21 protein-coding genes are annotated in these 20,273 nt (G+C 52.3%); 15 read left to right on the top strand and 6 right to left on the bottom strand.

Annotation, left to right across the window (positions count from 1 at the left end):
• Position 1: 1 nt before the first annotated feature.
• Positions 2-751, top strand: a complete 750-nt coding sequence (locus JRC49_00745; GenBank protein QTE71391.1) for a histidine phosphatase family protein — start codon at positions 2-4, stop codon at positions 749-751.
• 73 nt (positions 752-824) lie between these two features.
• Here JRC49_00745 and rplT read toward each other — a convergent pair whose 3' ends face one another.
• The 4 genes from rplT to JRC49_00765 form a co-directional block, all read right to left on the bottom strand.
• Positions 825-1,172: a 50S ribosomal protein L20 gene (rplT, locus tag JRC49_00750; protein ID QTE71392.1), complete on the bottom strand. Its 348-nt coding sequence runs from the start codon at positions 1,170-1,172 to the stop codon at positions 825-827.
• Between the two features lie 30 nt (positions 1,173-1,202).
• The gene (gene rpmI / locus JRC49_00755; GenBank protein ID QTE71393.1) at positions 1,203-1,403 is read right to left on the bottom strand and encodes a 50S ribosomal protein L35; all 201 of its coding nucleotides are present in this window, start codon (positions 1,401-1,403) and stop codon (positions 1,203-1,205) included.
• 24 nt (positions 1,404-1,427) lie between these two features.
• The gene (gene infC, locus JRC49_00760) at positions 1,428-1,988 is read right to left on the bottom strand and encodes a translation initiation factor IF-3 (protein ID QTE72752.1); all 561 of its coding nucleotides are present in this window, start codon (positions 1,986-1,988) and stop codon (positions 1,428-1,430) included.
• Between the two features lie 236 nt (positions 1,989-2,224).
• On the bottom strand, positions 2,225-3,274 hold the full coding sequence (locus JRC49_00765; GenBank protein QTE71394.1) for an ATP-dependent 6-phosphofructokinase: 1,050 nt from the start codon (positions 3,272-3,274) through the stop codon (positions 2,225-2,227).
• Between the two features lie 339 nt (positions 3,275-3,613).
• Between JRC49_00765 and JRC49_00770 the strand changes: the two genes are divergently transcribed.
• A complete protein-coding gene (locus JRC49_00770) occupies positions 3,614-4,966 on the top strand; it encodes a peptidoglycan-binding protein (GenBank protein QTE71395.1) in 1,353 nt (450 codons plus the stop codon).
• Between the two features lie 64 nt (positions 4,967-5,030).
• On the opposite strand, the gene JRC49_00775 is transcribed toward JRC49_00770, so the two are convergent.
• Positions 5,031-9,158 (bottom strand): hypothetical protein, encoded by a 4,128-nt coding sequence (locus tag JRC49_00775; GenBank protein ID QTE71396.1) that lies wholly within the window; start codon positions 9,156-9,158, stop codon positions 5,031-5,033.
• Positions 9,159-9,484: 326 nt separating this feature from the next.
• Here JRC49_00775 and JRC49_00780 point away from each other — a divergent pair, with 326 nt between their 5' ends.
• The 12 genes from JRC49_00780 to JRC49_00835 all read left to right on the top strand — a co-directional run bounded on the left by JRC49_00780 (position 9,485) and on the right by JRC49_00835 (position 19,122).
• Positions 9,485-9,853 (top strand): helix-turn-helix domain-containing protein, encoded by a 369-nt coding sequence (locus JRC49_00780; protein QTE71397.1) that lies wholly within the window; start codon positions 9,485-9,487, stop codon positions 9,851-9,853.
• Position 9,854: 1 nt separating this feature from the next.
• Complete coding sequence (gene ffh, locus JRC49_00785; GenBank protein QTE71398.1) at positions 9,855-11,180, top strand: signal recognition particle protein; 1,326 nt, start codon at positions 9,855-9,857, stop codon at positions 11,178-11,180.
• A gap of 91 nt (positions 11,181-11,271) precedes the next feature.
• A complete protein-coding gene (gene rpsP, locus JRC49_00790; protein ID QTE71399.1) occupies positions 11,272-11,523 on the top strand; it encodes a 30S ribosomal protein S16 in 252 nt (83 codons plus the stop codon).
• Positions 11,524-11,548: 25 nt separating this feature from the next.
• Positions 11,549-11,776 carry a KH domain-containing protein gene (locus tag JRC49_00795; protein QTE71400.1) on the top strand — a complete coding sequence of 76 codons (228 nt, stop codon included), beginning with the start codon at positions 11,549-11,551 and terminating at the stop codon, positions 11,774-11,776.
• Between the two features lie 71 nt (positions 11,777-11,847).
• A complete protein-coding gene (gene rimM / locus JRC49_00800; GenBank protein QTE71401.1) occupies positions 11,848-12,366 on the top strand; it encodes a 16S rRNA processing protein RimM in 519 nt (172 codons plus the stop codon).
• The gene (trmD, locus tag JRC49_00805; GenBank protein ID QTE71402.1) at positions 12,363-13,130 is read left to right on the top strand and encodes a tRNA (guanosine(37)-N1)-methyltransferase TrmD; all 768 of its coding nucleotides are present in this window, start codon (positions 12,363-12,365) and stop codon (positions 13,128-13,130) included. The genes rimM and trmD overlap by 4 nt, the downstream gene beginning before the upstream one ends.
• On the top strand, positions 13,112-13,492 hold the full coding sequence (locus JRC49_00810) for a hypothetical protein (GenBank protein QTE71403.1): 381 nt from the start codon (positions 13,112-13,114) through the stop codon (positions 13,490-13,492). The genes trmD and JRC49_00810 overlap by 19 nt, the downstream gene beginning before the upstream one ends.
• 162 nt (positions 13,493-13,654) lie before the next feature.
• Positions 13,655-13,903 (top strand): barstar family protein, encoded by a 249-nt coding sequence (locus tag JRC49_00815; GenBank protein ID QTE71404.1) that lies wholly within the window; start codon positions 13,655-13,657, stop codon positions 13,901-13,903.
• Between the two features lie 6 nt (positions 13,904-13,909).
• Positions 13,910-14,626 carry an MBL fold metallo-hydrolase gene (locus tag JRC49_00820; GenBank protein ID QTE71405.1) on the top strand — a complete coding sequence of 239 codons (717 nt, stop codon included), beginning with the start codon at positions 13,910-13,912 and terminating at the stop codon, positions 14,624-14,626.
• Positions 14,623-16,884 carry a ComEC/Rec2 family competence protein gene (locus JRC49_00825; GenBank protein ID QTE71406.1) on the top strand — a complete coding sequence of 754 codons (2,262 nt, stop codon included), beginning with the start codon at positions 14,623-14,625 and terminating at the stop codon, positions 16,882-16,884. The genes JRC49_00820 and JRC49_00825 overlap by 4 nt, the downstream gene beginning before the upstream one ends.
• Positions 16,885-16,901: 17 nt before the next feature.
• Complete coding sequence (gene holA, locus JRC49_00830) at positions 16,902-17,909, top strand: DNA polymerase III subunit delta (protein QTE71407.1); 1,008 nt, start codon at positions 16,902-16,904, stop codon at positions 17,907-17,909.
• Positions 17,910-18,000: 91 nt separating this feature from the next.
• Positions 18,001-19,122 (top strand): hypothetical protein, encoded by a 1,122-nt coding sequence (locus JRC49_00835; protein ID QTE71408.1) that lies wholly within the window; start codon positions 18,001-18,003, stop codon positions 19,120-19,122.
• Positions 19,123-19,180: 58 nt separating this feature from the next.
• Here the strand turns inward: JRC49_00835 and JRC49_00840 are convergent, their stop codons facing one another.
• Complete coding sequence (locus tag JRC49_00840; GenBank protein ID QTE71409.1) at positions 19,181-19,801, bottom strand: hypothetical protein; 621 nt, start codon at positions 19,799-19,801, stop codon at positions 19,181-19,183.
• 184 nt (positions 19,802-19,985) lie between these two features.
• Between JRC49_00840 and JRC49_00845 the strand changes: the two genes are divergently transcribed.
• Entirely contained in the window at positions 19,986-20,228 is a 243-nt protein-coding gene (locus tag JRC49_00845) for a hypothetical protein (protein ID QTE71410.1), read from the top strand.
• Positions 20,229-20,273: the final 45 nt, after the last annotated feature.

Genomic DNA, 20,273 nt, shown 5'->3' on the forward strand with positions numbered 1-20,273 from the left:
AATGCGTATACTTCTGATCCGCCATGCGGAACCTGATTATACCATCGATTCCCTTACACCGAAGGGACGGGTGGAGGCTGAACTGCTCAGCCGGCGGATGATCCGGTATGACATCCGGGATTTTTACGTATCTCCCCTTGGGCGGGCCCGGGATACCGCTGCCTGCACGCTGGATAAACTGAACCGTAAGGCGGAGATCCTGCCCTGGCTGCACGAATTTATGGGATCCTACCCTGATCCGGAAACCGGCAAACGCCGGATTGTTGCCTGGGACGTCAAGCCGCGGATCTGGACAGCCTTTCCCGGCGTGGCGGATATCCGCACCTGGTGCGATGTTCCCGCCTTCGACGGAGGAAACGTGCGTGAAGTATGGCAGCAGACTACGGACGGCGTGGATGAACTTCTCGGACGATACGGATATACGAAGGACGGGCCGGTCTGGCGCTGTGCCGATAATGAGGATTTCACCATTGCGCTTTTCTGCCACTTTGGTATTTCCATGGCAATTCTCGCCTATCTGACAGATATCTCTCCCATGGTGCTGTGGCATCATACCCTTACCCTGCCCTCCTCTGTGACGGAAATCGTCACGGAAGAGCGGATTAAAGGAGAGGTTTCCTTCCGTATAACCAAGCTGGGAGATCTGACCCATCTGGAAGCCGCAGGCGAAAAAAGAAGCACTGCCGGATTGTTTCCGGAGTGCTATACGGGGATCGATTCCACAGATCCTGCGGTCAACGGAACCTTGTAATAACCTGGTATCTTCCTTTTCTTTATGAGAAAAGCGCCTGACTTCCTCAGGCGCTTTTATGCATGTGTTTGAATCACTTCTTGGCGATTTCAACGAGCTTCGCAAAGCCGGCGGCATCGTTCACAGCCAGGTCAGCGAGCATCTTGCGGTTGACTTCGATGTCCTGCTTCTTCAGGCCGTTGATGAACGTGGAATAGCTCATGCCGTTCAGGCGGGCAGCAGCGTTGATACGGGTGATCCACAGGCGGCGGAAATCGCGCTTACGGAGTTTACGTCCGATGAACGCGTAACGCAGGCTGCGGGCAACCTGTTCTTTCGCGGCGCGGTACTGCTTGGATTTTGCTCCCCAGTAGCCTTTCGCCAGCTTCATAACCTTGCGGCGACTCTTATGGGCGTTAAGGGCCCTCTTAATGCGTGCCATGTTTGTTTTCCTCCTTGCCGGTGAATTGGCTTATTTGTAAGGCAGTAACTTGTGAATGGTCCGGGCTTCAGCAGCGTTGTCAACAACACCGGCATTCCGCAGGTGGCGGGTACGCTTGGTGGTCTTCAGACGCACCTGATGGTTGGCGTTCATCTGCTTATGCCTTACGATACCGGATTTGGTAAAGGAAAAGCGTTTGGCAGCTCCGCGATGGGACTTCTGTTTGGGCATTGGTTTTGTCCTCCTTCCAACGGTTTACTCCTTCGTCTCTTTCGAGGCGGCATTCTCCCTCTTTGCCTTTCTTTCGGCAAAGGAAGCCTTGATGGCTTTGGGAGCAAGGATCATGATCATGTTGCGGCCATCCAGCAGCGGGCGGCGTTCCACCATGCTGACATCCTTGCACCGCTCAGCGAAATCCTGCATGACCTTCAGGCCGATTTCACTGTGGGTGATCTGACGGCCGCGGAAGCGAATGGATACCTTAACCTTATCGCCGTTCTCCAGGAAGCGGATCGCCATCTTCGCCTTGGTGTTCACATCGTTTTCTTCGATGGTGGCGGACAGCTGCACTTCCTTGATATCGACAACGCGCTGATTTTTCCGGTTCTCCCGCTCCCGCTTTGCCTGTTCGTAGCGGTACTTGTCATAATCCAGCAGTTTACATACAGGCGGAACAGCTGAAGGCTGGATCTTGGCCAGATCAAGTCCCCGTTCTTCCGCAAGCTGCAGCGCCTGCTGTGTGCTCATGACGCCGAGCTGTTCACCGTTTTCATCAATCAGGCGAACCTCTCTGTCGCGGATTTCCTCATTAATCATCAGTTCGGTTGCGATGTCCATGCACCTCCTACAAAAATGAGCGGCGGGCTGTTGACCCGTCGCTCATGAATCATCTTGTTCCTGATCGGAAAAAGTGCCATAACCCGGCAGCGTGAACCGCACAAGGTGAGAGACGGGCAAGCCTCTGCTTTCGAACAGAAGGGATCATACCACATCAGTATGATCCCTGTCAAGCAATATTTCCGTATTTCTGTATCTGCTGATAACTTTCCTATTTATAAGGAGTTTACCAGGTCGTAAAGCGGCCGGTTAAAATACCGTTCTTTCTTCAGTGCCTTTTCAATGGGCATATAGAACACTTTGCCCTTCTGCATGCCGATCACCTGGTTGCTGATGCCGTCACGCAGCAGCCGTACCGCAAGGTTGCCGGCTTCAAAGGCAAAGGCGCTGTCACGTGCCGTAGGTTCGGCACCGCGCTGTACATAGCCGATTACGTTGGCCCGGGCTTCCACCATGCCGCACATTCTCTTCATCACAGAGGCAAAGCGCACTGCGGACATGGGTTCTTCCGGATAGCAGGGCTTGCCGCGGGAAGTCAGGAAATTGTACAGATCAAAAGGCGCCATGGATTCCCAGCAGCCTTCCGCCACGACAATTGTTGCGCGGTAGTTGCCCCGGTCCAGCTGCCTCTGCAGCTGCATGGCAACACCTTCAACCGTCCACGGCACCTCAGGAACAACCACAATCTCACTGCCGGTTGAAACAGCCGCTGTCAGGGCAATATCTCCGCAATGACGACCCATAACCTCCACCACCGCAGGTCTGTCATGGCTTCTGGAAGTGGCCCGGATTTTCCGGATGGCTTCCACGCAGACATTCACCGCCGTGTCGTAACCCAGGGACATTTCCGTATAGGGCAGGTCGTTATCAATGGTTCCGGGAATGCCTATGCAGGGTACTCCCAGGTTACACAGCGCCTGGGCGCCCCGGAAGCTGCCGTCGCCGCCGATCACAACCAGGCCGTCGATCTGCATGCTTTTCAGGGTTTTGACCGCTTTTTCCTGATATTTCTTTTCTATAAACTCAAGGCATCGCGCTGTACGCAGATAGGTTCCCGGATCATCAGCGATGTCCAGCACCAGTTCAAGCGTCAGCTCCTGCATATCGTCCTTCAGGTTGGCGCTTTTCCGAAGCAATCCGTTATATCCACGCTTGATGCCAATCAGCGGAATACCGTACATTGCGGCACTGCGCGCCACAGACATCACTGCTGCGTTCATTCCCGGACTGTCGCCGCCGCTCGTCAGTACGCCGATTTTTCTCATAGCCCGTACGCTCTCCTTTCGGGTTCTTTCATGATCACAATATATCATATTTTAAAAAAAGAAAAAAGTTTACCAGGAATGATTCTTGTTTCCATTTCGTTAACTTATCGTAACACTTTCTTTACATTTGAAACCTGTTCTGCTATACTGACAGCAGCCGGTTTCTGATGACAGAGCCGTAAACAGGCTCATCGGAAGGAGACAAAGTTGAAGATGATCCGTGTACAGAAATCGTTCATTATTCGCCTTTGCATATCTTTATGTTTGTGTTTGCTCACCTTATCGCCCACCTTTGCGTACGAGTCCACAACCCTGTACAATGGATGCAGGGGTGAGGAAGTGCGACAGCTTCAGCAGGCGCTGATTGATCTGGGCTTTCTGAAAGGAACAGCGGACGGCGTATATGGCAACAAAACCGAACTTGCCGTGCGTGCCTTCCAGAAAAATGCCGGTTTATCCGTCGATGGCCTGGCAGGTACACAGACTTATGAACTGGCGGTGAGTAAAGCCGCGGCCGCCAAAGGAACGGCTGTTCAGGTTCAGTCTTCTCAGGGCTCCGCAGCGCTCTCTCAGGCTTATTCTTCCACAACCCTGTATAACGGGTGCAGGGGTGAAGAAGTCCGCCAGCTCCAGCAGGCACTGATTGACCTGGGTTTTCTGAAAGGATCCGCAGACGGTGTGTTTGGCAACAAAACAGAAGCTGCCGTACGTGCATTCCAGACAAGTTCAGGCTTAGTCGTTGACGGACTGGCCGGTACACAAACCCGTGAACTGGCAGCCAGTAAAGCAGCCGCAGCCAAAGGATCATCCGCACCTGCGGCTGTTCCCCAGAGCACGCCTGTTCCCGTTCAGCCTTCCTCTCCCACCATCGGTACCGCTGCGTATCATGAACCGGCCGCCGGTGCTCTCTTTGGACATAATTATGATACCATTCGCCCCGGTGATACCGGCGACCGTGTTAAAATACTTCAGCAGGCTCTGATCGATACCGGATTCCTGAAAGGAAAAGCCGATGGTGTTTTCGGTGAAAACACGCAGAAAGCGGTCATCGCTTTCCAGACCCGCTGGAACCTGACTCCGGACGGTCTTGCCGGAAAGAAAACCCTGCAGACGCTGGAAAAAGCTGTCGGCGGAGCCGCTGCCCCTGCTGTTACATCCACTCCGGTTCCTGCGTCCACTCCCGTTCCGGCGTCAACACCTGTACCTGCCTCAGACCAGGGAGACATCAACGACCGGATATCGCTTCCTTCCGTTTCATCTGTGCAGCTGCTGCATTGGTTCAATGATGTAAAGCCATCCATTTCCAACGGACAGTATCTGCTTATATGCGATCCCTCAACAGGGCTGAGCTGGACCCTTCGTGTTATGTCCCGTGGACGTCACTGCGATTCTGAGCCATTGACTGCGAAAGATACCCATACCATGGTCAAAGCCTTCGGCGGTGTCAACACATGGAATCAGAAAGCGGTTTATGTAAAGCTTCCCGACGGGCGTTGGACAATAGGGTCAACACACGATATGCCTCACGACTCCAGTACCATCAAAAATAATGATTTTGGCGGTCATCTATGTGTTCATTTCCTGCGTGACATGTCCGAAGCCCAGAAAAACGATCCTAAATACGGTGTGGCAAACCAGGAGACTATTCGTTCTTTCTGGAAAAGCCTTACAGGTCAGACCATAACAAACTGATCCCAAACAATGAAACCGGCGGCTTCTATAATGGAAGCCGCCGGTTTTTTGTGGTATGTACACTTTATTCAGGGAGGATAGCTTTCAGGATTTCGAAAGCATACTCGTTGTCTATATCCTGCCTGATTGTTTCGAGGCTGATGGGCTCTTTATTGTCGTCCTCAATCCGCAGGACATTCTCTTCGTCTGTGTTGAACTCGCCGATGATCTGTACAGAGTCGGAGAAATCCGCCTTTACGTATTCTGCCTTTCTCTCCTCTCCGAATGCCATATTCCATTCGTTATCAAGCGTCCTCTTGTCACCTTTCTGATCCGTCAGTTCCAGGCTGCCGTCCTTCACAGTGTAGGATCCGGTTTCAGTATGGCCATCCTTGAACTCCGCCCTGTAATGATATCCGGACAGGAACCAGATGGTGTATGCGTCGTTCTCCCCGTAGATGATGGCCAGCACCCGGCCGTTCCCGCCGTCGTTTTCTTCTTCCTGTTCAGGTTCGGGTTCGGGCTCTTTTTCCTCTTCTGCCTCAGGTTCTTTTTCAGGTTCCTTCTCCTGTTCCTTCTCAGGCTCCTTTTCGGGCTGCTTCTCCGGCTTCTTTTCAGGTTGTTTCTCCGGTTTCTTCTCGGGAACCTTCTCCGGTTCCTTTTCAGGTTCTTTCTCGTGATCCTTCTCAGGTTCCTTCTCAGGTTCCTTCTCCGGTTCCTTTTCCGGTTCCTTCTCGGGCTCCTTTTCCGGTTCGTTTCCGGGTTCCGGGTTGGGATCGGGATCAGGGTCAGGATCTGGATCCGGATCGGGATCAGGGTCAGGGTCGGGATCTGGATCCGGATCAGGATCAGGGTCAGGGTCGGGATCCGGTTCGTCCTTGCTTAGTTTCTCCAGGTCAAAGGTCAGGTAAACGCCGCCTGCCCAGGGAACAATAAAGGTGAACTCGCCGTTCTCTTTCTTTGTGACTTCTGCCTTCAGCTTATTATCCCCTTTGCCGTTATAGATGACGACATCATATCCTTTCCTGTACTGTTCTTTCAGATCAACGGATAATGTCAGTGCGTTATCCTGTTTAGCCACCTTCAGGGTTTGCTGTTCCGGATTTTCCTCTCCTGCTCCGCGGCGATTTGCTTCATCAACTGCTTTACCGATAATCTTGTCCGTTGTGCCGACCACATTCAGCGTGCCGTATTGTTCATTATCTTCCTTTTTAATAATGTAGTTGATATTCTCTTCAACTGCTTCAACTGAATAGCCGTCTTTATCACATGTAATCTGATTGTTTTCATTCGGCATGATGGCCCAGGTAGTAATCAGGAAGTTCTTAACCGCATCCGCGTTTGCCACAAAAATCGGAGTCAGACCGGAAATGGTTTCCTGGACGATGATATCCACCGCGGGAAGGGGCTTTTCCTCTTCTGTTGCTGCAGCACTGAGGCCGTCATTATCTTCAGGAATCTCTTCATCATCGGCAGCATCCTCATCTGCTGCAGCCTGAAGTACTTTCTCTTCACCAAGGCTGATTCCTGTGCCCATGGAGATCAGGTCACCTCCGATGATGACCTGGGCATAGCCATCGCCTTCACCATCGAAATCAACATCAATTCCGTTTTCGGCAAACAAGTCTCCTCCGACATTCACCATGGCCTCCCCATTGTTCTTCCAGCCGGGTCCCTGTCCTGAGATCGTTATGCCTGTGCCGTTGTCTGCTGTCACGTCGCCGGCGATCTCCACATCCAGTTCGCCGCTGTAGTTGACAATCTTGACTCCGTTTTCTCCGGCGGTCAGGTCTCCGCCGATATTCATTCTGGAGATGCCTCCCTCAATGCCGACGTTTTGCACCATCGCAGCGTATTCTTCGCCCGCAGTAACGCTTCCGCCGATATCCATCGTGACCGTACCGTCACTGTTTTGGATCCCGACACCAAAGGCTGACGCTGTCACATCGCCGCCGATTTCGACCGTGGCTGTTCCTGTCTCGGTAATGACCCTCGCGCCGTTTGCGGAAGCCTTCAGGTCTCCGGTGATTTCAACCGTGGTTGTGTTGTCCAGGTTATTGATGTCCAGTCCGTCCCTGGCAGTCACGTTTCCGTCGATGACCAGATCGGTGATGCCGGATGTCGTGTCATCCTGGTCGTTCATCCAATAATACGGAACATCCATTATGACGGCAGTTCCGTCAACCGCGGACAATCCGCCGTTAACAGTGATGTCCAACTCACCGCCCTTGTTCTGAACCGTAACGCCGTCTCCGTTGAAGACATGTTCGGAATTGTCATACCAGTTGTCTTCTTCATCGTCATCTACTTCATCGTAGTCTTCAGGAGCAGCCTTCCAGCCGCCCTGATGCTGATAGCCGAATACTTCAAGTCCCTTGTCAATAGTGATCGTTGTTTTACCGGCTTTTGCTTCCGCATACACACCGTTTATCGTAAGGTCTTCACGCGGATTATCCTCTTTTTCATGAGATACGGAAACACCGTTTTCGGCCTTGATTGTGAAATCTCCGCCCTCATTACGGGTTTTGATCCCGTATACCTCTGCATTGACCGTTCCCTTCACAGTCACATCCGCATAGTTATCAGGGTTTTCATACATTGAAATGTAGGATCCGTCAGGGTTTTCGACATAATCACCGTATTCATCTTCCAGATAATAGAAATGAGTACTTGAACCAACGTTAATTCCTGATTCACCGGCCTTAATATCACCTTTTACGGTTGCGGTGATGCCCTTCTCCTTGTCGTCGCCAGTCAGTGAAATATCAACGCCGCTGTTATCCCTGGACTGGACATTTTCAGCACTGACTGTAATGTTGCCATTCTGGACGTTCGCATACAACCCGCCGTAATGCCCTTGTACATCCCCGACATTTGCATCAATTGTACCGTTTGCGTCATGGATGTAACTGTTAAAATTATCTACGCAAAGATTTACGCCGATGTCCGTTCCGAATACATCACCGGCCTGAATGGTTGTTTTGCTTCCTTCATCCCAGGCTGCTGCGTACAGGCCGTCGCCGCCCCAGCTATCAATATCCCGGACTGTGACATTGACGTTTGATTCTTCACCCTGGGATTCAGCTACCATTCCTTTTCCTTCATAGCTTGTAATATCTTTTGCGCTGAATTCCGTAGTTGACTTTGCATCTGTTTTAATGAACACGCCGTCATCATAGATTGCATATGGATCACCGTTTCCGTTGGATGTGACATCACCGCCGGAAATGATCCTGCCCTCGTCATCCCGTTCACCGACAGTTACTTTCACTTCTCCGTGATTGTTTTGCAGATACACGCCTGCGCCGCCTGCTTCAATATCGCCCTTCACATATATTGTGGTATCACCGTGGCTGTAATGTTCTGGGTTTTGTAATTCATCATCCATACCATATACAGGCGGTGTATAAAACCCGTTTGTGACGTGAATACCCTCTCCTTGTGATTCGTAACCATCGGTTTTCACATTTCCTTCAACCAGGATATTCACTGTGGAATCATCGTCAAGCTGGATTTGGATTCCACATCCTGTTTTATCCTCTCCCTGTCCCGCGGTAATGTTTCCATCGATTTTAACCCTAAAATCATCGTAGTCGTTCCCTTTCAGATCAAGACCGGTTGTATTGGTAACAATATCTTTGGTAAAGAGATCCACATCACTGTTATTATATGCATTAATATGGATACCGCCATCGTCTGAGTTGATCGTATCAGTAATATTCAGTTTGAGATATGACTCGTCTTCCATACTGATACCCACAGCCTGCCCGGCTGTGTCCATTTTTCCGGTTTCCAGATCCAGGGTGGATTCATCCCGCATGGAGGCATAGACGCCATATACCGAACATTCATTGATCCAGTAATCATCTTCGTCGTCGCTGTAGTATTCCTTTTTATCTACTTTGTTTATTTCCGTCTTCACGTCGCCTGTTTTGATGGATACTTTACCGCCACCCTCTTCATCCGGATATACGAGATTCAGAGCAGCATAGATATAGACATCATCTTTTATATCCGAAAAATCCGCCGGCAATACCAGATCGCCGAGAGGCTCATGATCCGCGTCATGCGAATTATCCTCTATACCGCCGGTATAGACTCCGTAGAACGGTTCGTCAGCCAGTGCGCCTATAGGCAGCATAAGGCCAAAGATGCATATTGCAAGCATCAGGCCGGTCCATCTTCTGATGTTCCTTCTGGTCGTTTGTTTCATGTCAAAATGTCCTCTCTTTCATTGCTCGTTTCCGAAAACGTTTCCGGTGTCAAAGTGCTGAAATTTGCTGGGATTCTGACTTTTTTGCGCGATAGGCTTATCTGTGTTCAGCGTACATCATTACATATTTGTCTGCACAAATCAACAATAAGTTACTTTGTATACTGTATTTTTGCTGTATTTTGCCTATTTGTACGCTCTTCTTCACACAATTTCTGTCAGGTAAAAAGCCTTGACATTCCACGCTGATCGTGTATAATAGCACAGGTGTCAGGTTGTAATGCCTGACATGATGTCGGAATCGTTCTTTCGCCGGAGGGGGAAACATGGTAAAGGAAGACCTGAACAGGAAGGTGGATCTGGCTTTCCTTGCCGCTTTCTACGGCGGTATGCTGACAGAGAAACAGCGCCGTATCCTCTCCCTCTACTGTGAAGAGGATCTTTCCCTGGGTGAGATTGCCGAAGAAGTCGGCATTTCCCGCCAGGCGGCACATGAATCCCTTACCCGTGCGGCTGAAAAGCTTTCGGAAATGGAATCTGCGCTGGGTGTAGCTGAACGCTTCCGCAAAATAGACTCCGGTCTGGAAAATGCGCTGGACGCGCTGAACTGCAAGGATTATCCCAGAGCGGAATCTTTACTGAAAGAAATGCTTACGATCGAAACGGAAGATTCCTCCGATCGTTCATGGAGGTAACATGGCATTTGAAGGCTTAAGCGAAAAGCTCCAAGGTGCTCTGAGGAAAATGACCGGGCGCGGCAGGCTGACGGAACAGGCTGTGAAGGAAGGCATGCGGGAAGTGCGCATGGCCCTCCTGGAAGCTGACGTCAACTACGCCGTGGCCAAGGATTTTATCCGCAAGGTCACGGAGCGCTGTGTCGGCGCCGACGTACTCTCCTCCCTGACTCCCAGCCAGCAGGTTATCCGCATCGTCAATGAAGAGATGACTGAGCTGATGGGCAGCACCAATGCAAAGCTCAACTGGTCCTCTTCGGTTCCATCCATCATCATGCTTTGCGGCCTGCAGGGCGCCGGTAAAACCACCATGTGCGCCAAGCTGGCCGGATACCTGACTAAGCAGGGAAAAAAGCCGATGCTGGCCGCCTGCGATATTTACCGTCCTGCCGCCATCAAACAGCTGCAGGTAGTCGGACAACAGGTCAACGTTCCCGTGTTTGAAAAAGGAACCCAGGATCCTGTCAAAACCGCGAAGGAAGCAATTGAATACGCCCGGTATTATCAGCGCGATGTGCTGATTATCGATACAGCCGGCCGGCTGCATATTGATGAGGAACTCATGGATGAGCTCCTCCGCATCCGGGACACGGTCTCCCCCACGGAAATCCTGCTGACTGTTGACGCCATGACCGGTCAGGACGCTGTGAATGTCGCCAAAGCCTTCGATGAAAAGCTGAATGTTACCGGCGTCATCCTGACCAAGCTGGATGGCGATACCCGCGGCGGTGCCGCCCTCTCCATCAAGGCGGTCACAGGCAAGCCCATCAAGTTCAGCGGTATCGGCGAAAAGCTTTCCGACATCGAGCCCTTCCATCCCGACCGGATGGCCAGCCGCATCCTCGGCATGGGCGACGTACTGACCCTCATTGACAAGGCTGCCGAAGCCTTTGATGAACAGGAAGCGGGAAAATTTGCCCGCAAAGGCCTGAGCAACAAGCTCACCCTGGAAGACTTCCTGGATCAGATGCAAAGCATGAAGAAAATGGGCGGTCTCCGCAGCATGATCAGTATGCTGCCCGGCATGAGCGGCAAAGACATCGACGTGGATGATAATGCGATGAAGAAGCCTGAAGCCATTATCCGCTCCATGACTCCGAAGGAACGCAAAGATCCTTCCATCCTCAACGCCAGCCGCCGCAAGCGTATTGCTGCCGGCTCCGGCACCACCGTACAGGATGTGAACACGCTGATCCGCCAGTTTGAGCAGGCTCAGCAGATGATGAAGCGTATGATGGGAGCCAAGGGTAAAAAGGCGCTCCGCAACATGCGTTTCCCGGGAATGTGATTCCCCGCAGATTTCATTGCTTGGACTCATATACTTCGCTATATGATTTCCATATATAATTATTCATTTATTTTTTGAGGAGGAAATCCAAATGTCTGTCAAAATCCGTCTGAAGAGAATGGGAATGAAGAAAAAGCCTTTCTATCGCGTGGTTGTTGCTGATATCCGCAGCCCCCGTGACGGCCGCTTCATCGAAGAGATCGGTTACTATGATCCCATGACCAAGCCCGCCGAAATCAAGGTTGACAACGAGCGCGCCAAGTACTGGCTCGGCGTTGGCGCTCAGCCCACTGACACCGTCCGCATTCTGCTGAAGAAGTCCGGCGCGATCGAAGAAAAGTGAGCCTGAGTTAAGAAAGGATGTACCCATGCAAGAACTTTTAACCTTTGTGGCACAGTCTCTGGTGGAGCATCCCGATCAGGTCAGCGTTACCGAGACCGAAGGACCTGAAGCTGTCATTCTGGAGCTCCATGTGGCTGAAGATGATATGGGCAAGGTTATCGGCAAGCAGGGCAGGATTGCAAAAGCGATCCGCGCCGTGGTGAAAGCCGCCACGCTCAAAAACAGCAAGCCTGTTTTTGTTGAGATTCAATAAGCTTACAGCCATGTCCGGCGGGATCCGATGCTCGGATCCCGCCGTGCTTTCATCGGAGGAAAACCTTTCTTATGAATGATTATCTTTTAATCGCATCTGTGCTCAAGCCCCAGGGCGTTCGCGGAGAATGCAAACTCCGCTCCTACGCTGCTGATATTGAGCGTTTTCATCAGTGGAACACCCTGTATCTGAAGAAGGACGACAGCTATATCCCTGTTGCTCTCCGTACCGTGCGGATCCGGGACGGTTTTGTTTACGCGCACCTGGACGGCAGCGATACAGCTGATGCGGCTGAAAGGTTCCGCGGCTGCGATCTGTATGTGAATCGCGCCGGCGCCGCTCCCGTGGAAGAGGACGCCGAGCTCATCGCGGATCTTATCGGATGTGAAGCCCGGGATGAAAACGGCGAAGTGATCGGTGTGCTGACGGATGTGCTGCAATACGGCACAGTGGATACCTGGGTCTTCCAGTCCGGTAGATCCACGCTGATGGTTCCGGCACTGAAAGCCGTTTTCCCGGAAGTGGATGCGGAGAAGAAAACCATTCTGGTCATCCGTGACAGGCTTGAGGAGGTGGCTGTTCGTTCATGAGTGAGCCCTTCCGTGTCAATATCCTGACTATTTTCCCGGAAATGTTTGATAGTTTCTTTTCCTCCAGTATTCTGGGCCGTGCCGGAGAACAGGGACTGATCGATATCCGGACTACGAATATCCGTCCCTACTCAAAAAGCAAACACCATAATACGGATGATTATCCTTTCGGCGGCGGCGCTGGTATGGTTATGATGGCCCAGCCCATCCTGGATGCCATGTCTGCAGTCATGGCGGAATACCCATCCGCACGCCGGATCTATCTGGGGCCCCGCGGAAAAAAGCTGACCACTTCCCTTGCCCGGGAACTGGCACAGGAAAAGGCACTTATTCTGCTCTGCGGTCATTATGAAGGAGTGGACCAGCGTGCCCTCGATTCCTGTGTGGATGAGGAGATTTCCATCGGGGATTATATCCTGACCGGCGGTGAACCGGCTGCAATGGTACTTGTGGACTGTGTGGCCCGTTTCATTCCCGGTGTGCTCGGAAGTGCTGAAAGTCCGGAGGAGGAATCCTTCTCCGATGGTCTGCTGGAATACCCCCAGTATACCCGTCCACGGGATCTGGACGGTATGCAGGTGCCTGAAGTCCTGCTGAACGGGGATCACGCCAGGATCAGGTCATGGCGGCGCAGGGAAAGCTTAAAGGCGACCCTCAGGTACAGGCCTGATCTGCTTGAAACCGCCCCGCTGGATGAAAAGGACAGAAAGATGCTCAATGAAATCCGGAAGGAGTTGACCGAATCATGTTCCTCAGAAAACTGACTGTTCTCCTTGTTCCGTTGGGCCTGATGCTGCTGCTTTGCCTGCTGATTCCCCTCTTCGGTTCCATGGATGCTTTCTTCGGTCCGCTGCTGCTCGGAGCTGTACTGGGCGTTATGCTGGCACTGCTGCTGCCGCTGGCCGGCGCAACCAGAATGCGGGAGCCTTTTGCCTGGCTGCTCTGGATTCCTGCCGCTGTCATCCTGCTGATCCTCCTGTACCAGTTCCTGACCACCCAGCAGATCGGGCGCGATATTCCGGTGCTTCGACTGCTGATGACCGGCGATACCCGGATGATTACCGCGGAAAGTGCTTTCGCTGCCTATATGCTGGCATTCTCTGTCCGTACCGGTAAAGGCATCTGAATCTTTTTTCCTTTTCGTTATTCACACAGCCTGTCGGCTGTGTTTTTTCTTTGCTGGGAATACGCTCTTTTGTGCCGTTGCCGGACTTGTTGCGGAGTATACAGCATGCTATAATAAATGGGATAAGAATCAGATCCCTTCTTTTGCGGAGGTACAACAAATATGCAGACGATTGTTATTGACGGTTCAAGGTACGACTCCCCCCGTGATCTCCACCTTGCCCTGAAGCGCATGCTTTCCCTTCCGGATTATTACGGAATGAACGCAGACGCCCTGAATGACTGTCTTTCCGAAAGGGTTTCCCCGGTCAATGTCTGGATCCTTGATCCGGGTGCCGGAGAGGTTGCTTCCGCAATCAATATTCTCCGTACAGTTTTTGCTGACAACGGCGGAGAAGTAAAGGAGCTGTAATCCGTGATGAGACTGCATCTGCTAGGGATAAACGGACCTTTCCCGGAAAGCCGCGGTGCCACCTCCGGTTATCTTCTGGAAGCCGGAGACAACCTGTTCCAGCTGGATCTGGGCAGCGGCGTCCTGGGTATCCTTACCTCTCTGACGGCGCCGGAATCCCTGTCTGCGCTGTTTGTCAGTCATTGGCATTATGATCACACAGCCGATATTCCTGTGCTGATGTATCGCCTGGCTGCCTGTCAGAAAGCACTGCCCGTTTACGGTCCTGCGGATCCTTCTTCTCCGGTATATAATCTCGTTGTTTCCACACCCTGCTTTTCCTTTACGGAAGTATCGGCAGGGCAGGCCTTCGAACTGAACGGCACTTCCATCCGTGTCACCGCTGCCCGTCATCCGGTTCCTGCCGTGGGATACTGTTTCTCCTTCGGTGGGAAAACCTTCGGCTATACCGGTGACACCAATACCCTGCCTTCCTTGGCTGAAGACTACCGCGGGTGTGACCTTCTCCTGGCAGACGGCCTTTTCCCTGCTTCCGCCTGGTCCGAGGACAAACCCCATCTGTCCGCGGAACTGGCTGCGCGCCTGGCTGCGGATACAAAAGCAGGCAGCCTGATCATCACTCATCTGAATCCGTTCTGGCCCCGCAGAACACTGCTGCAGGAAGCCCGTGCCGTATATTCCCGTACGCGGCTTGCCGAAGCCGGTGCCATCATTGATCTGTGACGAACCGCCAGCGGAGCTGGCTGCTCCCGCCCGCAGCACTGGCCCTGGTTGCGGGTGTTTTTCTTGGCAGAAATGCGGCTGGTATACTCCTGCCGCTTTTTGCCTGTATTCTTACCCTTTCATCCGTGTTCTTCCTGAAGGGGTGGCTGCGTTTTTCCGCGTGCATTGTCTTTTCTGTTATGTTTGGGCTTTTCGCGGGTTCCCTTGCCTTCCATCCGTATCTTCCGCCTGAAGGAGAATACGATATTCAGGGCGTAATTTCTGATGAGGTAGCAAACGGATCCTTTGGTCAGTACCGGATTGCTTTGTCTGACGTCACGCTGGACGGACGTCCCTTGTCCGGAGGCGCCTACTGGACCTTTTATTCCGATGAAGATCATTCCTCCCTCCTTCCGGGGAAAGCGGTCTCCTTTACAGCATCCCTGTATCATCCGCGGGGAGCTGACAATCCGGACGGCTATGATTTTCGGGAAGCCCTCCTGCAGCGCGGCATTACTGTAGGAGTGTATGGCAAAGACAGCCTGACAGTACAGGATCCGGTCTGTTTTTCCTTTGCAGGCTTCATTGCGTCCCTGCGACACCGGCTGTCCGCTTCGCTCATAGCCGCGCTCGGAGGGGAAACCGGAGCCTATGCCTCTGCCATGCTGCTGGGAATGCGTTCCCTGATTCCTTCCGATGACCGCCAGGCATTTTCCAGGCTTGGTATTGCCCATATCCTGTCCGTCAGCGGCTTTCATGTGGGCGTCCTGATCGGCATCCTGAACCTGCTGTTTCATTTGCTGAGGCTGCGGCAAAGTGTTCGCCTGCTTCTATATGCCGTTCTGCTGTTTTTCTATTCCTCCCTGTGCGGAATGAGCCAGCCTGTCATCCGTGCTTCCCTTCTGATGCTGCTCGGACTTGAAGGCCGTATCCTGAACCGGCCGCGTTCCGGCCCGCATCTGCTCAGTGCCGTTTTGTTCATCATGGTACTGTTTTCTCCTGTTCAGGTGACTTCAGCCTCATTCCAGCTGACATTCTGCGCGGTGTTCGGCCTCGTATGGGTGATGCCTTTCATCCGGCGCCGCAAGCGGTTCCGCAGCAGGATCCTGCAGTATGTATTTGAATCCCTTGTCCTGACGTTCGGGATCCAGCTTGGTTTACTGCTCCCTGAACTGTCCTTCTTCCAGCGTCTTCCCCTGCTTGTCTTCCTGGTCAACCTTCCGGCCATGCTCATTTCAGGAATGCTGATCCTGTTTTTCTGGCTTGCGCTGCTGTGTCTCCCTGTTCCCTTCCTGTCAGCGCTTCTGTCTGTCCCCCTTTCGTCTGTCACGGGCTTCCTGCTTTCCGGTATCAGGCAGCTGGGAGCATTGCCCGGCCTGACGCTGTGGATCCACGTACCGAATCTCCTTACCGTTTTCGGCGTCGTCCTTCTTTTCCTCGGTTTTTGCTGCTTTATCCGTTTCCATGCAGGAATGCGTACCGGTATGCTGGTCCTTGGTGCTGTGCTGGTTGTCGTGTCGCTTTTTCCCGCACATCATAACGGTACGGAATATATTCAGCTCAGTGCAGGGAACGCGGACGCCGCGGTCATCTGGGACCAGGACAAGGTTTATGTCATGGATACGGGAGAGGATGACGGCACGCTCAGCAGCTTTCTCCGGGCCCGCCGTCTCACACCGGATGCAGTGATCCTGACCCATCTGCATACGGATCACGCCGGCGGACTGCGTTCGCTGATCGAGGATGAGATCCCGGTGAACACCATTCTCCTGCCAGAAGGTGCCGAAGCGCAGGATATTCATCCGGAGTTCATCGCCCTGCTGGATCAGTTGCAGCAAAGCGGCACTGAAATCCGGTCACTTTCCCGCGGTGACGTACTCCCCCTTCCATCCGGCATACTCACAGTATTATGGCCGGAACACGGAAAGGTGCGTTCCGGCCAGGATGCAAACAAGTATTCCCTTGTCACACGGCTGACGTTGAAGGAAAGCACCGTTCTGCTGGCGGCCGACCTTCCGGGAGCCTACGAGCAGTACTGTGCGGCTCCCTCGGATCTTCTGAAAGCAGCCCATCACGGTTCTCCTTCTTCCAGCTCACCTGATTTTATCAGTGCGGTTTCCCCAAAGGCCATACTCCTCAGCTGCCGGCAATCCGGCCGTGTTGCTGATTTCCGTGCCCGTTCAGGTGATATTCCGGTATATGGAACACCGGAATACGGAGCGCTTACAGTACGCTTCGAAGAAGGTAAATTTACTGTTATTCCATACCTGACACCCTGATCACACCGGAGGTTCTTATGGATCGAAAAGACTTTTCCCGTGCCCTGTCACAGCATTCCCTGCCCCAGGTTCTCCTCTTTGAAGGCGAAGAGGAACATCTCAAGCAGGAAGCCCTGGCTGAACTGCGCCATGCCGTTCTGCCCGAAGGCATGGAAACATTGAATGAAACCATTCTGGAAGATCCTTCTGTGGATCAGCTCATCGCAGATGTGGAAACCCAGCCCTTTATGGCTGACAAACGGCTGATCATTGTCCGTGATTTACCGGCTCTTATGGGACGTTCCGAGGCGGATGAAAGGCTCATTGCTTACCTTCCCTCAGTCCCTGAAACTTCTTTCCTTCTCTTCTACTGTACCGGAAAACCTGACGGAAGGAAGAAACTTTATAATGCTGTCAAAAAGCTCTCCGGGATCGTTACTTTTTCTCCGCTACGCGGTACGGAGCTGACCCGTTTTGTTGTCAGTTCTTTTCAGGAAGCAGGAAAAGAATGTGATGACCGTACAGCTGAATACCTCATTTTTACGGTTGGCTCAGACGCAGGACTGCTGCGTAACGAAATCCAGAAACTGGCTTCCTGTTCCACAGACCGCACTGCGATTCTGCCAGAGGATGTAACGGCTCTTGCCACCCCTTCCACTGAATGTACCGTATTCCAGATGATCGATGCCGTTGTTACAGGTCAGAAGAGCCGCGCCTTTACGCTGCTGCGCAACCAGCTGCTTTCCGGGACGGACCGCATGGCCATCCTTTCAATGCTTCTGCGCCAGTATCGTCTGCTGCAGCACATTAAAATCATGCAGTATGAGAAAAGGGGCAGTGATTTTATCCGTTCCGCTCTCGGGGTTCCGCCTTTTGCTGTTGACCAGTATGTTCGACAGGCCTCCGGTTATACCGGCGGCCAGGTTAAAAGCGCTGTCCGCATATGTTTTGACACGGAATACGCCCTGAAGTCCGGACGGATGTCCCAGGACGGAGCTGTTGAAACAGTGGTCCTGAAACTGCTGAACCTTCGGGACAAAAGCTGATTTCCCCCATTGTCTGACATATATTGTAATTTTTGTAATTCTATGGTAATATATATGAAACATTTTGTGTTTCGCACAGGAGGCGTACATCATGAAGAAGCTGCTCGGAATTGTTCTGACGCTCTGTCTCGTTTTGACACTTGCCGCTGATGCTTTTGCCGCCAGCAAACCGGAGATTACAAAGCAGCCCGAAACTGCCACCACCTCCAAAAAAGGGGCAGTCTCTTTTTCTATCTCTGTGAAGGGCACTGTAAGCTCCTACACCTGGTATTTTGTCAATCCTGAAACCGGTGATAAAATATCCGGCAAAAAGCTGTCATCCAACGTTAAGGGTGTTAAAGTCACCAACCCGAATTCCAAGAAAATCTCCCTGTCCCATGTTCCTGAATCCATGCACGGCTGGTCCGTTTACTGCCATGTGAACGGGAACGGATATAAGGTCGATTCTGATGCGGTTACCCTGTATGTCTACGGCATGGAAATCCCCGGCTCCGATTCCGCTGCCGCTCCCGCTGACAGCGGTGAAGCAAAACCTGAAGAACCCGCATCCGCACCCGCTGAAACCAATCCCGAACCTGCCCCCGCCGATACTTCATCCGGCGAATCTGCCTCTCCGGCAGCCGGAGAACAGCCGGATGGCACCGATCAGGGTGAAGGCGGTGATCAGGGTGAGGGTGCCGACAGCGATGAAGTCGCGGCCAACAGAACCATCACCGTGACTTCTTCCTCAAAAGTGCTGATCAGACTGGACAACAAGGGAAAAATCGCTGATGAAACCCCTGTTTCCTCTCTTGAGTTCACCAACGCCGGTTCTTTCATCGTCCGCTCTGAGGAACCCATCAAAAGCTGGACTGTCAACGGAATCCGTTTTGAGCCTGCGCAGTCTGTCAATGAATTCAAAGTCACGAACGTAACCGAGAGCATCTCCCTGGATATAAAATTAGACCGTGCCGGTGCAGCTGAAGCCGAAGTGGATGAAAGCAGGATTTGTACAGTTTCCTGCAAGGGCTGTACCTTCACATATCTCAGCAAAGGCCTTCGTTCTGTCACGGAAGGCGAAGTTCCCTACGGCGCTTCAATCAGGGTGATTGCTGACAATTCCGACCTCGCCAATGGCGGATACAGTATCAACGGCGGCGAACCGGAAAACGTCGGTAAAGCTTCCCTGCAGCTTACCGTCACCGATGATGTGACCATCGTGGCCGGCAAATAATCAACAGCAAAATAAAAAGGACGTCTGACCAGACGTCCTTTTTTCATGTCCCTGTGATTTACTTACCGCCCAGCAGTCCGCCAAGCAGGTTACCCAGTGCGCCGCCGATTCCGTCAGCTCCGGCTTCAATGCCTCCCCCGACGGTATCCAGCAGTTTGATTGCCGCGTCACCGTACTCCCCTTTCAGCACCTTCAGGGATACTTTTTTCAGGTCACCGGAAGCTCCGCGATAAGCTTCGATCAGTTTCTTTTCAGCCGCTGTCACTTTCATGGAAGTATTGGCGGAAGCCGGTACTGCGGGTTTCTTTGCGGCAGTTGTTTTCTTTGCCGTTGCGGCAGGCTTCTTGGCCGTGGTGGTCTTCTTTGCCGCGGTAGTCGTCTTCTTTGCCGCGGTAGTCGTCTTCTTTGCGGCAGCAGGCTTCTTGGCCGCGGTGGTGGTCTTCTTTGCCGCGGCAGTTGTCTTCTTCGCGGTGGCTGCGGTCTTCTTTGCGGCCGCGGTGGTGGTCTTCTTTGCCGCTGTGGTAGTCTTCTTTGCCGCGGTTGCTGCTGTCTTCTTTACAGCAGTGGTTGTTTTCTTTGCCGCAGTTGTCGCAGCCTTCTTCGCGGCGGCAGTTGTTGTCTTCTTTACGGCAGTCGTCGTTTTCTTTGCGGTGGTCGTGGTCTTTTTTGCTGCAGGCATAATCAGAAACCTCCTGTTTATTTTCTTTTTCGGTTGCAATAATTTTAACGCAAACAGGGCTTCCTCTTCAAGTCCTTCTTCTTTTTTTCTTTGTCCTCATCTTGTCATACAACTTTCAAAGGGCTATAATATCAGTAACAGAGACGGATGGCATCATCCGGAAAAATGAACAGGAGGTTATGTCATGGATATTCAGAAACTGATTGGTGATCTTGTTGCAAAGCTTACCGGAAACAAAGACCTGATTGCGAAGTTCACTTCCAATCCTCTCGGTGCGATCAAGGATCTGCTCGGTATTGATCTGGATCCTTCACAGCTGGACGAGGTTGTGAAAGGCGTAACGGGCCAGCTCGGCGATATTACCGGCGACGCTGCCAAACAGGCCGGTGGCATCCTCAGCAAGATCAAAAACCTGTTCAAAAAGTAATAAGCCGTATAAAGAAACGGCACGATCCTCATTGGGATCGTGCCT

Source organism: Clostridiales bacterium FE2011, assembly GCA_017569305.1.
In the GTDB taxonomy this organism is placed as follows: Bacteria; Bacillota; Clostridia; order Christensenellales; family Aristaeellaceae; genus Aristaeella.

Bases quoted from the DNA above. Each gene is read 5' to 3' on its own strand.
- JRC49_00745 (QTE71391.1), top strand. From the start codon at position 2: ATGCGTATACTTCTGATCCGCCATGCGGAACCTGATTATACCATCGAT.
- rplT (QTE71392.1), bottom strand. From the start codon at position 1,172: ATGGCACGCATTAAGAGGGCCCTTAACGCCCATAAGAGTCGCCGCAAG.
- rpmI (QTE71393.1), bottom strand. From the start codon at position 1,403: ATGCCCAAACAGAAGTCCCATCGCGGAGCTGCCAAACGCTTTTCCTTT.
- infC (QTE72752.1), bottom strand. From the start codon at position 1,988: ATGATTAATGAGGAAATCCGCGACAGAGAGGTTCGCCTGATTGATGAA.
- JRC49_00765 (QTE71394.1), bottom strand. From the start codon at position 3,274: ATGAGAAAAATCGGCGTACTGACGAGCGGCGGCGACAGTCCGGGAATG.
- JRC49_00775 (QTE71396.1), bottom strand. From the start codon at position 9,158: ATGAAACAAACGACCAGAAGGAACATCAGAAGATGGACCGGCCTGATG.
- JRC49_00780 (QTE71397.1), top strand. From the start codon at position 9,485: ATGGTAAAGGAAGACCTGAACAGGAAGGTGGATCTGGCTTTCCTTGCC.
- ffh (QTE71398.1), top strand. From the start codon at position 9,855: ATGGCATTTGAAGGCTTAAGCGAAAAGCTCCAAGGTGCTCTGAGGAAA.
- rpsP (QTE71399.1), top strand. From the start codon at position 11,272: ATGTCTGTCAAAATCCGTCTGAAGAGAATGGGAATGAAGAAAAAGCCT.
- JRC49_00795 (QTE71400.1), top strand. From the start codon at position 11,549: ATGCAAGAACTTTTAACCTTTGTGGCACAGTCTCTGGTGGAGCATCCC.
- rimM (QTE71401.1), top strand. From the start codon at position 11,848: ATGAATGATTATCTTTTAATCGCATCTGTGCTCAAGCCCCAGGGCGTT.
- trmD (QTE71402.1), top strand. From the start codon at position 12,363: ATGAGTGAGCCCTTCCGTGTCAATATCCTGACTATTTTCCCGGAAATG.
- JRC49_00810 (QTE71403.1), top strand. From the start codon at position 13,112: ATGTTCCTCAGAAAACTGACTGTTCTCCTTGTTCCGTTGGGCCTGATG.
- JRC49_00815 (QTE71404.1), top strand. From the start codon at position 13,655: ATGCAGACGATTGTTATTGACGGTTCAAGGTACGACTCCCCCCGTGAT.
- JRC49_00820 (QTE71405.1), top strand. From the start codon at position 13,910: ATGAGACTGCATCTGCTAGGGATAAACGGACCTTTCCCGGAAAGCCGC.
- holA (QTE71407.1), top strand. From the start codon at position 16,902: ATGGATCGAAAAGACTTTTCCCGTGCCCTGTCACAGCATTCCCTGCCC.
- JRC49_00835 (QTE71408.1), top strand. From the start codon at position 18,001: ATGAAGAAGCTGCTCGGAATTGTTCTGACGCTCTGTCTCGTTTTGACA.
- JRC49_00840 (QTE71409.1), bottom strand. From the start codon at position 19,801: ATGCCTGCAGCAAAAAAGACCACGACCACCGCAAAGAAAACGACGACT.
- JRC49_00845 (QTE71410.1), top strand. From the start codon at position 19,986: ATGGATATTCAGAAACTGATTGGTGATCTTGTTGCAAAGCTTACCGGA.